General features: G+C 70.3%; 10 protein-coding genes. 6 read left to right on the top strand and 4 right to left on the bottom strand.

The genetic code is table 11. The features are described from left to right. Window positions 1-29 precede the first annotated feature (29 nt). From ACIBI4_RS29670 to ACIBI4_RS29655, 4 genes are read right to left on the bottom strand one after another with little or no spacing between them, the layout of a single operon-like run. A complete protein-coding gene (locus tag ACIBI4_RS29670; RefSeq protein WP_399207219.1) occupies window positions 30-1,268 on the bottom strand; it encodes an MCE family protein in 1,239 nt (412 codons plus the stop codon). A gap of 1 nt (window position 1,269) precedes the next feature. Further along, the gene (locus ACIBI4_RS29665; protein ID WP_399207218.1) at window positions 1,270-2,076 is read right to left on the bottom strand and encodes an MlaE family ABC transporter permease; all 807 of its coding nucleotides are present in this window, start codon (window positions 2,074-2,076) and stop codon (window positions 1,270-1,272) included. 7 nt (window positions 2,077-2,083) lie between these two features. Further along, entirely contained in the window at window positions 2,084-2,878 is a 795-nt protein-coding gene (locus tag ACIBI4_RS29660; protein ID WP_399207217.1) for an MlaE family ABC transporter permease, read from the bottom strand. After that, window positions 2,875-3,888, bottom strand: a complete 1,014-nt coding sequence (locus ACIBI4_RS29655; protein ID WP_399207216.1) for an ABC transporter ATP-binding protein — start codon at window positions 3,886-3,888, stop codon at window positions 2,875-2,877. The genes ACIBI4_RS29660 and ACIBI4_RS29655 overlap by 4 nt, the downstream gene beginning before the upstream one ends. Window positions 3,889-4,490: 602 nt before the next feature. On the opposite strand from ACIBI4_RS29655, the gene ACIBI4_RS29650 reads away from it, so the two are divergent. The 6 genes from ACIBI4_RS29650 (at window position 4,491) to ACIBI4_RS29625 (ending at window position 13,784) form a co-directional block, all read left to right on the top strand. Beyond that, window positions 4,491-5,114 (top strand): hypothetical protein, encoded by a 624-nt coding sequence (locus ACIBI4_RS29650; RefSeq protein WP_399207215.1) that lies wholly within the window; start codon window positions 4,491-4,493, stop codon window positions 5,112-5,114. Between the two features lie 78 nt (window positions 5,115-5,192). After that, the gene (locus ACIBI4_RS29645; protein ID WP_399207214.1) at window positions 5,193-6,608 is read left to right on the top strand and encodes a DUF6801 domain-containing protein; all 1,416 of its coding nucleotides are present in this window, start codon (window positions 5,193-5,195) and stop codon (window positions 6,606-6,608) included. Window positions 6,609-6,864: 256 nt separating this feature from the next. Further along, window positions 6,865-8,070, top strand: a complete 1,206-nt coding sequence (locus tag ACIBI4_RS29640; protein WP_399207213.1) for a PucR family transcriptional regulator — start codon at window positions 6,865-6,867, stop codon at window positions 8,068-8,070. A gap of 220 nt (window positions 8,071-8,290) precedes the next feature. Then, complete coding sequence (locus tag ACIBI4_RS29635; RefSeq protein ID WP_399207212.1) at window positions 8,291-9,931, top strand: PucR family transcriptional regulator; 1,641 nt, start codon at window positions 8,291-8,293, stop codon at window positions 9,929-9,931. 265 nt (window positions 9,932-10,196) lie between these two features. Further along, complete coding sequence (locus tag ACIBI4_RS29630; RefSeq protein ID WP_399207211.1) at window positions 10,197-11,642, top strand: aldehyde dehydrogenase family protein; 1,446 nt, start codon at window positions 10,197-10,199, stop codon at window positions 11,640-11,642. A 177-nt stretch (window positions 11,643-11,819) separates the two neighbouring features. Continuing rightward, window positions 11,820-13,784, top strand: a complete 1,965-nt coding sequence (locus ACIBI4_RS29625; RefSeq protein WP_399207210.1) for an acyl-CoA dehydrogenase family protein — start codon at window positions 11,820-11,822, stop codon at window positions 13,782-13,784. Window positions 13,785-13,807: the final 23 nt, after the last annotated feature.

Below are 13,807 nucleotides of genomic sequence, written 5' to 3'. Positions count from 1 at the left end.
CCCGGCCTTCGGCTCCTTTTCCCGTGTGCTCACTTCAGCTTCACCTCCGTACCGCGGTAGACGGGCCCGGCGAGCAGGCTCGACCAGTCCGGCAGCTCGCCCGGCGCCGTCTTGGCGGCCGGTGCGATGAGCTCGTTCACCAGGTCGTTCTCCTGTGGCGAGTTGGCCGGGCCGAGCGTCTGACCGGCGGAGGCCGCGGCCTGCACGGGCGCGCGGGCGCCGGCGCCCAGATACGGCACGGGATAGCAGGCGGGTCCGCCGCCGGAGCCGTACGACGGGGTGTCGCGCCCCGGCACGTACGCGCCGCGTGAGGCGACCGCCGTGACCTCCACGTGCAGGCCGGGTTCGCCCGTGCCCTTGCCCAGCGCCTTGTCCATCCGCGGGACGAACTCGGCGAGCGTGCGCAGGGTGCACGGGAACGACGAGGAGTACTCGGCGAGCAGTTCGAGCGTCGGCCGCGACGTGGCGGACAGCCGGATGATGTTGTCCTGGTTCGCCCGCAGGAAGGCGTCGAGGTCCTCGGCGGTACGGGTCGTACCCCCGTACGCCGTCGCGAGGTCCTTCTCCTTCTCGGCGAGGGTGCTCGACGTGGTGGTGAAGTCCGTGAGCGCGTCGACGATGCCGGGTGCGGCGTCCGCGTACACATGCGAGACCTTCACCAGCTGCTTCAGGTCCTCGTTGAGGGTCGGCAGATGCGGGTTGAACTTCCGCAGATGTGCGTCGAGCGTGGTGAGCGACTCACCGATCGTGTCGCCGCGGCCCTCCAGGGCCTGCGATACGGCGGACAGCGTGGCCGACAGCTTCTGCGGCTGTACGGCGGTGAGCATCGGCAGTACGTCGTCGAGCACTTCCTGCAGCTCGATCGCGTTCTCCGACCGGTCCTGCGGGATGACGGCCCCGGCGGGCAGCATCCGCGTACTGGGCGCGCTCGGCGGTACGAGGGCCACGTACCGTTCGCCGAACAGCGTGGTCGGCAGCATCTGGGCGCGGACGTCCTCGGGGATGTGGCCGAGCGCACCGGGTTCGAGCGCGAGGGTGAGCCGGGCCCCGGAGTCGGTGGCGTCGATCTTGCGCACCTCGCCGAGGACGACACCCCGCAGCTTCACCTCGGCCCCGAGATGCATCTCGTTGCCGGCGCTGCCGGTCTCCACCACGACCTCGTCGGAGTCGGTGAACTCCTTGTTGTAGACGGCGACCGCCAGCCAGATCAGCAGGGCGGGCACGAGCAGGAAGACGACTCCGGCACACCTGCGGCGCAAGGTCTCCATGTCAGCCCGCCACCTTCACGGTCGTGGTCGCGCCCCACAGCGCGAGGGACAGGAAGAAGTCGGTGACGGAGATCAGCACGATCGCGTTGCGCACGGACCGCCCGACCGCGATCCCGACCCCCGCGGGACCGCCGCTCGCCCGGAACCCGTAGTAGCAGTGGGCGACGATCACCATCACGCTGAAGATCAGCACCTTGAGCACCGAGAGCAGCACGTCGGTGGGGGAGAGGAACAGATTGAAGTAGTGGTCGTACGTGCCCTGCGACTGGCCGTTGAAGACAGTGGTCACGAGGCGGGAGGCGGCGTACGAGGAGAGCAGGCCGATCGCGTACAGCGGGATGATCGCGACGACCCCGGCGATGATCCGCGTGGTGACGAGGTACGGCATCGACCGCACGCCCATCCCTTCGAGCGCGTCCACCTCCTCGTTGATCCGCATCGCACCGAGCTGCGCGGTGAACCCGGCGCCGACGGTGGCGGACAGTGCGAGTCCGGCGACGAGCGGGGCGATCTCGCGGGTGTTGAAGTACGCGGAGACGAACCCGGTGAACGCGGCCGTACCGATCTGGTCCAGGGCCGCATACCCCTGGAGTCCGACGACGGTGCCGGTCGCGGCGGTCATCGCGACCATCACCCCGATGGTGCCGCCGATGACGCCGAGCCCGCCGGAGCCGAAGGCCACCTCGGCGAGCAGCCGCTGCACTTCCTTGGTGTAGCGGTGCAGGGTGCGCGGGACCCACACCAACGCCCTGACGTAGAAGAGCAGTTGGTCGCCACCGCGGTCGAGCCAGGCGAGGGGGGAGCTCATGGCGGGCTCAGCCTCCCTTCGGCGGAACGATCTGGAGGTAGATGCCGGTCATCACGGTGTTCACGAAGAAGAGCAGGATGAACGTGATCACCACGGACTGGTTGACGGCGTCGCCGACGCCCTTCGGGCCGCCGCGCGGGTTGAGCCCGCGGTAGGCGGCGACGATCCCCGCGATGAACCCGAAGACGAGCGCCTTCAGTTCGCTGATGTAGAGATCGGGCAGCTGGGCGAGCGCCGAGAAGCTCTGCAGATACGCGCCCGGGGTGCCGCCCTGCAGCACGATGTTGAAGAAGTAGCCGCCGAGCGTGCCGACCACCGAGACCATGCCGTTGAGCAGCACCGCCACGGACATCGTGGCGAGCACACGGGGCACGACCAGGCGCTGGACGGGCGAGACGCCCATCACGGCCATCGCGTCCAGCTCCTCGCGGATCTTCCGCGAACCGAGGTCGGCGCAGATGGCGGAGCCGCCGGCGCCCGCGATGAGCAGGGCCACGATGAGCGGGCTCGCCTGCTGGATGACGGCCAGGACACTCGCGCCGCCCGTGAACGACTGGGCACCCAATTGCTGGGTCAGCGAGCCGACTTGGAGCGCGATCACCGCACCGAAGGGAATGGACACCAGCGCTGCGGGCAGGATCGTGACGCTCGCGATGAACCAGAACTGCTCGGTGAACTCGCGGAACTGGAAGGGTCTTCGGAACACGTCCCGCGCGACCTGCAGCCCGAGCGCGAAGAGCTGTCCGGTCTGGCGAAGGGGGCCGAGCAAGGGATTCGGCGCTTTCGGCGCGGCCCGGCTCATGCGGCGCCCCCGGCCCGCGGCATCACGACCGTCGGCTCCAGCGGCTCCTGCCCGTACGTGGCCCTGATCGCCGTCTGCGCCGACTGCGGGAGCCCGGGCAGCAGCTTGAGCACCCGCTCGCGCCGGCGGGCGACCGCGGCGCGCGGGCCGAGACCCGCGGACGGTTCGAGCTGCGGGACGAGAGCGCGCGGCGGAGGTGCCGTCGGCCGCGCTCCCTGCGCCGCCTCCGCGGCCAGCGTCGCGGCGTCCTTCTCCTCCGACATCCCGATGGGTCCGACGACATCGGCGGTCAGGAACTGCCGTACCACCGGCTCCTCGCTGGTGAGCAGCACCTCGCGCGGCCCGAAGGTCACCAGGCCCTTGCGGTACAGCATCCCCATGTTGTCGGGCACGGTCGCCGCGATGTCGAGGTTGTGCGTGACGATGAGCATCGTCGCGTCGATCTGCGTGTTGAGGTCGATGAGCAGCTGCGATATGTAGGCCGTGCGGACCGGATCGAGCCCCGAGTCCGGCTCGTCGCAGAGGATGATCTGCGGGTCGAGGACGAGGGCGCGGGCGAGTCCGGCCCGCTTGCGCATCCCGCCGCTGATCTCGCCCGGCAGCTTGCCCTCGGCCCCCGACAGGCCCACCACGTCGATGCGTTCCATGACGATGCGGCGGATCTCCGACTCCTTCTTCTTCGTGTGCTCGCGCAGCGGGAACGCGATGTTGTCGAAGAGGTTCATGGAGCCGAAGAGGGCGCCGTCCTGGAACATCAGGCCGAACAGTTTCCTGGCCTCCATGACGTCGCGCTCCGGGCTGCGGGCCATGTCGACGCCGTCGACGAGGACCCGGCCGCGCTCCGGTTTGAGCAGCCCGATCAGGGACTTGAGGAAGACGGTCTTGCCGGTGCCGGACGGCCCCAGCATCACGCTCACCTCACCGGCGGGCAGGGTCAGGCTGACGTCCTGCCAGATCTGCTGCTTGCCGAAGGACTTCGTGAGGCCTTCGACCTTCACTTCGATTCCCATGTCACCTCAAGGAAGCAGGAAGATATTTGTAACCGCCGTGACAGCTGAGCATCGCGGGGCGCACCGTAAAACACGCTGAAACTCCCGGACAAGCGCCCGGGGGGAAATTCGTGAACCGATTCGGCGACTTGTCTCCGCGGAGATAATCCAGGTTCCGGAGTTTGTCACCGCGGAGCTATGAAAACCTCGATGGGGGCGAGGCCCCACGCCACCGGGGGGTTGGCCGGCGCAGGGCCCCGTCCATGGGAAATCCGGCCCGGAAGGAGGGTGCGGGCCGCGCTTTTCCCGTGCCACTCCCCGCCGGCAGGGGGCCGCCGGCCAGGAGTTGTGTGGCTGTGAGTGCGACGCTACGGGCGAGTAACCTTACTCCGCAATACACCTGGGTGACTTTTCGCGCCAGGGTCCACCGCGGTGTCGACTTTTCTCACCGTGCACCTAAGTCGGCCTGGGTTATTACTCACCGTGGGGATAGGTCGGAAGGTGCGTCAGCGGTAAATCGCGGGGATTGCAGAAAGCCTCTTGCGGCCCCAGGTTACTTGCTCGTAACGTCCATGCCGCAGTCAGCGAGCAGCAGTGAAAATCCCCCGAGAGAGGATTCACGAATGCGTACCCTGATCCGCAACGGCCTGGTGGCCGCGACCGCCGTCGCCGCATCTTTTGGCCTGGCCGCCACGTCGGCGTCGGCGACCTCGCTCGCCCCGTGGACCGTCACCGGCAACACGAACCCGGACGGCCGGTACACGGCTTCGGCCGGTCTCACGACGCTCACGAACGTCAACACCGACGCCGCTCTGCAATGCAGTTCCGCAACGGCCGAAGGGGAGTTGCCGAACGGCACCAGGACGACCGACCAGGTCGCCACCATCGACGGCAGCACCTGGACGAACTGCTCCGGGCCGGCCGGCATCACCTTCTCGGTCAGTCACGTGGGCGCGTGGGAGATCAACGCGCTCAGTACGAACGCCTCCGGCGGGGTTGACGGAAACATCACGAACATCAGCGCAAACATCAGCGGTCCGCTGTGCTCCGCGTCGGTCTCCGGGGCGGTCCCCGCCACCTACGACAATGCGGGACACCTGATCGTCCACCCCGACGCCGCAAGCACGTCGAAGCTGACCATCTCCAACGTCGTCGGCTGCTTCGGCCTGATGAACAACGGCGACCAGGTCGTCTTCGACGGCACCTACAACGTCGCCCCGGACACCATCCGTATCACTGCAGGCTGACCGTCATCCGTCCAGCTCCTGCCCCCGTGCCACCCGGCACGGGGGTCTGACGCGCCCCGCAGAATCAGGAGAGCCGCGATGCCCAGATCCCGCGCCCCGTACCGAGCGGCCGCGCTCCGGCTTGCCGCGGTGTGCGTCATCGTCGTCGCGCTCGGCTCGCCCGCCACGGGCGCGGCCCCGCCGAAGGCCGCGTCGGTGGATCTCGCCTACGACTGCGCCTTCCCGGACGGTACGCACTCGGTCGGGCTCCGCCTCACGGCGACCTTCCCCTCCGCGGCCGGGACCGGGGACGCCATCAAGCCCGAGCACGTCGGCGCAGAGCTCACCGTGCCCCCGGACGCTCAGCAAGGCATCGCCGCCGATGATTCCGGCGCAACCGTCGTCACCGCGTCCGCGGACGTGACGATGCGCATCGCCCAGGGCGACCACGAGGCCGAGGCCGGCTGGAACGTCCGTACGGAATCGGCGGTCCCGCTCCCCGCGGAGGGTGATCTCGTACTGCCGCTGCGCGGTGAAGCACCCTCGGTGACGGTCGGCTCCCCGGGCGCGGTGACGTTCCAGCCGGGCGGTCTCACGCTCCAGCTCGGGGCAGCCTCCTCCGCGGACCCCATGAAGGTGAAGTGCGGGACTCCGACCGGAACGGCCACGCCGCTCGCGACCGTCGAGGTCGGTGGAGCCGCTTCCGAAAGCCCTGCGCCCTCCGGGAGCGAGCCTCCGCCGGGCGCCGACGAGGGTTCCCTCGACGTGCGGGGCCAGGGGCGCGAGGCCGCGCCGGACCCGGGCGAGATCCCCGAGGAATGCGAGGTCCTTGAGGGCGGCAACATTGCCAACTCGGGCTGCGCCTATCTCAACGGCTTCAACAATGTGCGGAAGCTCGACGGCGCTGCGTTCCTGACCACCACCGTCATGAACCTGGGGGGCAACTCCGCGGCCCCGCCGTTCTACTGCGACGAGAACAACGATCCCACCAGCGACACGACGTGGTACTGCATCCCCATGCTGGCGGAGATGGCCCACCAAGGACGCAACGAGTTCGCGCCGTCCGAGGCCACCTTCCTGTCCTTCCGTGCCATCCCGACCACGGCGACCCTCGAGGTGTCCGTGGTCGGCCGCATCACCATCTTCACCCGGGCCAGGCTGAAGCCGCCGTACAAGTCGGAATTCGCGGCGGAGTCGGTGATGAGTGTGCGCGTACGCGACATGCGGGTGAACGGACAGCCCTTGGACCTCGGCCCGGACTGCCGCACGACTGAACCGTTCCCCGTCATGCTGCGCGCGACCGAGAAGGAGTACAACGTCACGTTCGGCGGATACCTGTCGGGGGAGGCCACCATCCCCGCCTTCACCGGATGCGGTGCGGACGAGGACCTCGACCGGCTGCTCACCGCCTCCATATCCGGCCCGGGCAACTACGTGCGCATGACGCAGGGCGCCATGTGCACGCTCTACAACGCGGACGGCTGCCCGCCCAACAAGCCTATTCCGCACCGCTGATGGGCGCCGAGGCCGACTGCACCCGTCAAGCCGGCAGATCCCCGCATGGACGCCACATGCGCCCCACAAGGCGCACGGCCCACCATCCATTTACTTTCGGCCAATCGGCACCAACTGGTGTACAGAGCAACCGCTTTCTCATACCGTCACCAGTCCTCAACGGTTAGCACCTGACGGCACACGGGTGGCCTTCGGCCCGAGGGCCTCCCCATGCTCTCCCCCACCGGGCGCGCAAGCTCCAGGGACAGGAAGCCGCATGCAGCCAGCCGCTATTCCCCCCTCCGACACGGACGGCCCGCTGCCCAGAGAGTTCGCCGCGATCATGCGGCCCGAACTTCCGGGGCTGATCAAGGAGATCCGCAGTGAGGTGACCCGCACCTATCCCGAATACGGGCGTCTGCTCTCCGGACCCGACGGCGACATGATCCGGCGGGGCGTGGAACACAGCCTCGCCGGGTTCGTCGACCGCGTGGCCGACCCCTCGTGCGCCACTCCCCAACGGGACGAGCTGCTCCGCAAGTTCGGCCGCGTCGAGGCGTACGAAGGCCGTGGCCTCGAATCCCTGCAGGGCGCGTACAAGCTCGGTGCCCGCGTGGCACTGCGCCGAGCGAAGGCGATCGGCCGCCGCTACAACCTCTCGCCGGCCGTGCTGCTCACCTTCGCCGATGCGCTCTTCGCCTACATCGGAGAGCTGGAGTCCCTCTCCAGAGAGGGGTACGAGGAGGTCAAATTCCGTACCGACTCAGGGAATTCGGCCCTGCGAAGACAGCTGCTCCACATGCTGCTCGTGGGGCCGCCGCTCCCCGACGCCGGACTGCGCGACCTGTGCGAACAGACCGGCTGGGAGCTGCCCGACGAGGTGACCCTCGTGGCGGTACGCCCCCCGGCCCCCGACCGCATCAGCCGCGCGCTCGCTCCCGACTGTCTGACCGATCTGGGGATACCGCAGCCCCACATCCTCGTGCCCGGACCCTTCGACGCGGCCCGCCGCCGCATGCTGAAGGCGGCGCTCGCGCAGGTCCCGGCGGTGATCGGCCTCACCGTGCCCACGGCTCATGGGAGCGATTCCATCCGCTGGGCGCGCCAGACCCTCCGCCTCGTCGACGAAGAGATCATCCCGGAGGAACCGCTGATCGACTGCGCGCAGCACCTCACCACACTGTGGCTGCTCTCCGACCCGCAGCTGACCGCGCGCATCGCGGCCGAAGAACTCGCACCGCTCGACAGCCTCTCGGGCCACCGGCGCGCCCGCCTCATCGAGACCCTGCGCGTGCACATCACGAGCCGGGCGCCCGCGGAGCAGGTGGGCGAGGAGCTGGGGGTGCACGCCCAGACGGTCCGCTACCGCCTGCGCAACCTCGACTCGTACTTCGGTGAGCGGCTCGGTGATCCGGACCACCGGTTCGCACTGGAGGCGGTGTTGCGCGCCCAGTACCTCCAGGGCGCCGACCAGGGCGACTGAGGTCCGGGTCCGGTCCGGAGCCGGCCCGGGTGACGGAGGTCCGGCGCCTCCGCACACCGAGCCCCACACCGAGCACACACCGAGCCCCACACGGGATCGCCACGACCTCGCTGCCACTTCCTTACACTGAGGCACAATCGTTCCAGGCCGTTCATACGCAGCGGCCAAGAACAGGATCAACCCTCCTGTACCTTCCCGTACCCGACCGAATGCCTCGCTCATGCCGCCCACGCTCGCCTCGCTCGTCCACCATTCCGCGCTCAAGCTCCGTGTGCGCGCGGGTGAGGACCGGCTGGACACCCCGGTGCGCTGGGCGCACGTCAGCGAGCTCGCCGACCCCGTTCCGTACATGGAAGGCGGGGAGCTGCTCCTGATCACGGCGCTCAAGCTGGACGCCGAGGACCCGGACGCGATGCGCCGCTATGTGAAGCGGCTGGTGGACGCGGGGGTGATCGGGCTCGGCTTCGCCGTCGGGGTCAATTACGAGGACATCCCGGACGCGCTGGTGACCGCCGCCGCGGGCGAGGGCCTGCCGCTGCTCGAAGTGCCGCGCCGCACACCCTTCCTCGCGATCAGCAAGGCCGTCTCGGCGGCCATCGCCGCCGACCAGTACAAGTCCGTGACCGCCGGGTTCGCCGCGCAGCGCGAGCTGACCCGGCAGGCGCTCGCGGGCGGCCCGGAGGGGCTCCTGACCGCGCTCGCCGCGCAGGTCGACGGCTGGGCCGCGCTGTACGACGCCTCGGGCGCCCTCGTCGCCACCGCACCCGACTGGGCGGCGCGCCGCGCCGGGGCGCTCACGGTCGACGTGGAGCGGCTGCGTTCGCGCCCCGCACCCGCCAGCCTCGTCGTGTCCGGCGCGGACGACCGCGTGGAGCTGCACTCCATCGGCACCGGGCGCAGGCCCCGCACCGCCCTCGCCGTCGGCACGGCGAGCAGCCTCGGCACCGCCGAGCGCTATGCCGTGCACTCCGCGATCGCCCTGCTCACACTCACCACCGAGCGCTCCCGCTCCCTGCACTCCGCCGAGCAGCGGCTCGGCGCGGCGGTCCTGCGGATGCTGCTCGCGGGGGAGCCGACCCACGCTCGGACGGTCGCCGGCGACCTGTACGGCGGGCTGCTCGACGCGCCGTTCCGGCTGCTCGTCGCAGAGAACGTGTCGGCCTCGGCACGGGTGCACGCCGACGGGCACGCACCGGCGTCGGAAGAGCCCGGCGCGGACTCCGCCGACGAGGACCCGCTCGTGGCGCTCGCCGACGTCGTCGAAGCGGCGGCAGCGCACTCCGGCGAGGCCGTGCTCGTGGTGCCCGACGGCGGCGACCGGCTCGTCGTCCTCATGTCCGACGAGGGCGCGGCGGCCTCGGCCTGTGCCGAGCACGCACGCCGTCTGGAGGCCGTCCGTGCCGCCGGGCGCGAGCAGCCCGCCCCGGACGCCGACGACCTGGTCGTCGGCCTGTCCGCGCCCGCCGGTCCGATCGCCGCGGCCGCCGCGTACAAGCAGGCCGAACAGGCCCTCTCCGTGGCGCGCCGCCGAGGCCGCTGTCTCGTCGAGCACGAGTCGCTCGCGGCGGGCTCGGTCCTGCCGCTGCTCGCCGACGACGCGGTACGGGCCTTCGCGGACGGTCTGCTCCGGGCCCTGTACGAGCACGACGCCACGGGCCGCGGCGACCTCGTCGCCTCCCTGCGGGCGTGGCTGTCGCGGCACGGCCAGTGGGACGCGGCGGCGGCGGACCTCGGGGTGCACCGGCACACGTTGCGGTACCGGATGCGGCGGGTCGAGGAGATTCTGGGGCGGTCGCTCGACGACGCGGATGTCCGGATGGAGCTGTGGCTGGCGTTGAAGGCTACGGCTGCGGCGGAGTAGGACTTTCAGCCCCTGCGGCGTTTGAGCAGATCCGAGCGAAGCTCGGATGGGGGTCCGGGGCGGAGCCCCGGTTTCGGGAAGGGGCGGGGCGGGGAGGAGAGCCCGCCCGCCGCAGGCGCCACCCACCCGCGCACGGCCACGATCGCCACCCGGTCCAAAACCCCCACCCGACTGCTCCACCCCGGACAAACGCCACGCAGCCCTCGCGCCCCTACCGTGGAGGTGACCCCACACCATCACGCACCACCCGCGGAAGGGCCCGGCCATGACCGAAACCCATGCCTTCTGGCTCGCCGGCCGCCAGGCCACCGGCGAGACCACCCTCGACGTCACCTCCCCCTGGGACGGCAGCACCGTCGGCGCCGTGAGCGTGCCGACCGACGCCCAGGTCGAGGAGGCCGTGGCCGCCGCGTACGCCGTACGGGACGAGTTCGCCGCGACGCCCGCCCACGTACGCGCCGCCGCCCTCGACCACGTCAGCAAGCGCCTCGTCGAGCGCACCGAGGAGATCGCCCGCCTCATCTCCGCCGAGAACGGCAAGCCCGTCAAGTGGGCGCGTGGCGAGGTCGGCCGCGCCGTCTCCGTCTTCCGCTTCGCCGCCGAGGAGGCCCGCCGCTTCAACGGCGGCGAGGCCCAGCGCCTCGACACCGACGCCGGCGGCCAGGGCCGCCTCGCGCTGACCCGCCGCTTCCCCAAGGGCGTCGTCCTCGGCATCGCACCGTTCAACTTCCCGCTGAACCTGTGCGCCCACAAGATCGCCCCGGCCATCGCGGTCGGCGCCCCGATCATCCTCAAGCCGGCCCCCGCGACCCCGCTCAGCGGCCTGATCATCGGTGAGCTGCTCGCCGAGACCGAGCTGCCCGCGGGCTCCTGGTCGGTCCTTCCGGTCGCCAACGACCACATGCCGCAGCTGGTCCAGGACGAGCGTCTGCCCGTCATCTCCTTCACGGGCTCCGACAAGGTCGGCTACGCGATCATGGACTCGGTCCCGCGCAAGCACCTCACGCTCGAACTCGGCGGCAACGGCGCGGCGGTCGTCCTGCCCGACTTCGCCTCCGACGAGGACCTGGACTGGGCGGCCACCCGCATCGCCACCTTCTCCAACTACCAGGGCGGCCAGTCCTGCATCTCGGTGCAGCGCGTCATCGCCGACGCCTCGGTCCACGACCGGCTGCTGCCCCGTATCGTCAAGGCCGTCGACGCCCAGGTCACCGGCGATCCGACCGACGACAAGACCGACGTCGGGCCGCTGGTCAGCGAGGACGCCGCCAAGCGCGTCGAGTCCTGGGTCGACGAGGCCGTGCGGGCCGGCGCCCGGCTCCTCGCGGGCGGCAGCCGCGAAGGCGCCTCGTACGCCCCGACCGTCCTCACCGACGTTCCCGCCGACGTGACGATCTCCTGCGAGGAGGTCTTCGGCCCGGTCCTCACCGTCCAGAAGGTGAACGGCGAGGCCGAGGCCTTCGCCGCCGTCAACTCCTCCAAGTACGGCCTCCAGGCAGGCGTGTTCACCCACGACGTCCAGGCCGCCTTCCGCGCCCACCGCGCCCTCGAGGTCGGCGGCGTCATCATCGGCGACGTCCCCTCCTACCGCGCCGACCAGATGCCGTACGGCGGCGCCAAGCAGTCCGGCGTGGGCCGCGAAGGCGTCCGCTTCGCGATGGACGACTACACCTACGAGCGCGTGATGGTCTTCACCGGCATCCAGCTGTAGCGGCACCTGGACGACCACGGCCGGAGCCCCTGGGGAGGGGCTCCGGCCGTACTGCGCTCTGCGCCCATGTGCCGTACGCGTTGTGCGCACACTCTGGTGTGGATCACCATAATCAGGTACGAACGATCGAGTAGCACCGGCCGGTAACCCCACCCCACTCGCGGCGAGGTGAGCCCGATGTCCGCCACCCACGAAAGCCAGCCGAAGCGCGCCCAGGGCGCGGAACCCAAGGTCTCCGAGCGCGAGGCCCGGCAGGTCGCCGAGGCCGCACGGGAACAGGACTGGCGCAAGCCCAGCTTCGCCAAGGAGCTGTTCCTCGGGCGCTTCCGGCTCGACCTGGTGCATCCGCACCCCGTACCCGCCGACGAGGACGCCCGGCGCGGCGAGGAGTTCCTCGCCAAGCTCAAGGACTTCTGCGAGACGCGGATCGACGGCGCGCGGATCGAGCGCGACGCGCAGATCCCCGACGAGGTGATCAACGGGCTCAAGGAGCTCGGCGCGCTCGGTATGAAGATCGACACGAAGTACGGCGGGCTCGGCCTCACCCAGGTCTACTACAACAAGGCCCTCGCCCTCGTCGGCTCCGCCAACCCGGCCCTCGGCGCGCTGCTCTCGGCCCATCAGTCGATCGGCGTCCCGCAGCCGCTGAAGATCTTCGGCACGCAGGAGCAGAAGGACACGTTCCTGCCGCGGCTGGCCCGTACGGATATCTCCGCGTTCCTGCTCACCGAACCGGACGTCGGCTCCGACCCGGCCCGCCTCGCCACCACCGCGACCCCCGACGGGGACGACTACGTCCTCGACGGCGTGAAGCTGTGGACCACGAACGGGGTGGTCGCGGACCTGCTCGTCGTGATGGCGCGCGTGCCGAAGTCCGAGGGGCACAAGGGCGGGATCACCGCGTTCGTCGTCGAGGCGGCGGCGGACGGCGTCACGGTCGAGCACCGCAACGCGTTCATGGGGCTGCGCGGTCTGGAGAACGGTGTGACCCGGTTCCACCAGGTGAGGGTCCCCGCGTCGAGCCGGATCGGCCCGGAGGGCGCGGGCCTCAAGATCGCCCTCACCACCCTCAACACCGGCCGCCTCTCGCTCCCCGCGATGTGCGTCGGCGCGGGCAAGTGGTGTCTGAAGATCGCGCGCGAGTGGTCGGGGGAGCGCGAGCAGTGGGGCAAGCCGGTCGCGCTGCACGAGGCCGTCGGCACGAAGATCTCCTTCATCGCCGCGACCACCTTCGCCCTCGAAGCCGTCCTCGACCTCTCCTCGCAGATGGCCGACGAGGACCGCAACGACATCCGCATCGAGGCCGCCCTCGCCAAGCTGTACGGGTCCGAGATGGCCTGGCTGATGGCGGACGAGCTCGTCCAGATCCGGGGCGGCCGCGGCTTCGAGACTGCCGAGTCGCTCGCCGCGCGCGGCGAACGGGCCGTCCCCGCCGAGCAGGTGCTGCGCGATCTGCGCATCAACCGGATCTTCGAGGGCTCGACGGAGATCATGCATCTCCTCATCGCCCGCGAGGCCGTCGACGCGCATCTGAAGGTCGCCGGTGACCTCATCGACCCGGACAAGTCCCTGTCGGACAAGGCGAAGGCGGGGGTGAAGGCCGGTGGCTTCTACGCCCGCTGGCTGCCGAAGCTCGTCGCCGGACCCGGCCAACTCCCGCGGACGTACGGGGAGTTCCACCCGTCCGGGCACGCGGACCTCTCCACGCATCTCCGCTTCGTCGAACGCACCTCGCGCAAGCTGGCCCGTTCCACCTTCTACGCGATGTCGCGGTGGCAGGGGCGGATGGAGACCAAGCAGGGCTTCCTGGGCCGGATCGTCGACATCGGTGCGGAGCTCTTCGCCATGAGCGCGGCGTGCGTGCGGGCGGAGCTGCTGCGGTCGACGTCGGCGCACGGGCGTGAGGCCTACCAACTGGCCGATGTCTTCTGCCGGCAGGCCCGGATCCGGGTCGACGAGCTCTTCGCGCGGTTGTGGACCAATACGGATGACGTGGACCGCAAGGTCGTCAAGGCGGTCCTGGCCGGTTCGTACGAGTGGCTGGAGGACGGAATCGTCGATCTCAGCGGAGAGGGGCCCTGGATCGCGGACGCGACACCCGGGCCCTCGAAGACGGACAACGTCCACCGCCCGATCCGCTGAGGCCGCGCCTGCGGCAGACCCCG

This window comes from Streptomyces sp. NPDC050418 (assembly GCF_044458745.1).
Classification (GTDB): domain Bacteria; phylum Actinomycetota; class Actinomycetes; order Streptomycetales; family Streptomycetaceae; genus Streptomyces.
This window is presented reverse-complemented; position numbering and strand designations above follow the sequence as displayed.

Bases quoted from the DNA above. Each gene is read 5' to 3' on its own strand.
- ACIBI4_RS29670 (WP_399207219.1), bottom strand. From the start codon at position 1,268: ATGGAGACCTTGCGCCGCAGGTGTGCCGGAGTCGTCTTCCTGCTCGTG.
- ACIBI4_RS29665 (WP_399207218.1), bottom strand. From the start codon at position 2,076: ATGAGCTCCCCCCTCGCCTGGCTCGACCGCGGTGGCGACCAACTGCTC.
- ACIBI4_RS29660 (WP_399207217.1), bottom strand. From the start codon at position 2,878: ATGAGCCGGGCCGCGCCGAAAGCGCCGAATCCCTTGCTCGGCCCCCTT.
- ACIBI4_RS29655 (WP_399207216.1), bottom strand. From the start codon at position 3,888: ATGGGAATCGAAGTGAAGGTCGAAGGCCTCACGAAGTCCTTCGGCAAG.
- ACIBI4_RS29650 (WP_399207215.1), top strand. From the start codon at position 4,491: ATGCGTACCCTGATCCGCAACGGCCTGGTGGCCGCGACCGCCGTCGCC.
- ACIBI4_RS29645 (WP_399207214.1), top strand. From the start codon at position 5,193: ATGCCCAGATCCCGCGCCCCGTACCGAGCGGCCGCGCTCCGGCTTGCC.
- ACIBI4_RS29640 (WP_399207213.1), top strand. From the start codon at position 6,865: ATGCAGCCAGCCGCTATTCCCCCCTCCGACACGGACGGCCCGCTGCCC.
- ACIBI4_RS29635 (WP_399207212.1), top strand. From the start codon at position 8,291: ATGCCGCCCACGCTCGCCTCGCTCGTCCACCATTCCGCGCTCAAGCTC.
- ACIBI4_RS29630 (WP_399207211.1), top strand. From the start codon at position 10,197: ATGACCGAAACCCATGCCTTCTGGCTCGCCGGCCGCCAGGCCACCGGC.
- ACIBI4_RS29625 (WP_399207210.1), top strand. From the start codon at position 11,820: ATGTCCGCCACCCACGAAAGCCAGCCGAAGCGCGCCCAGGGCGCGGAA.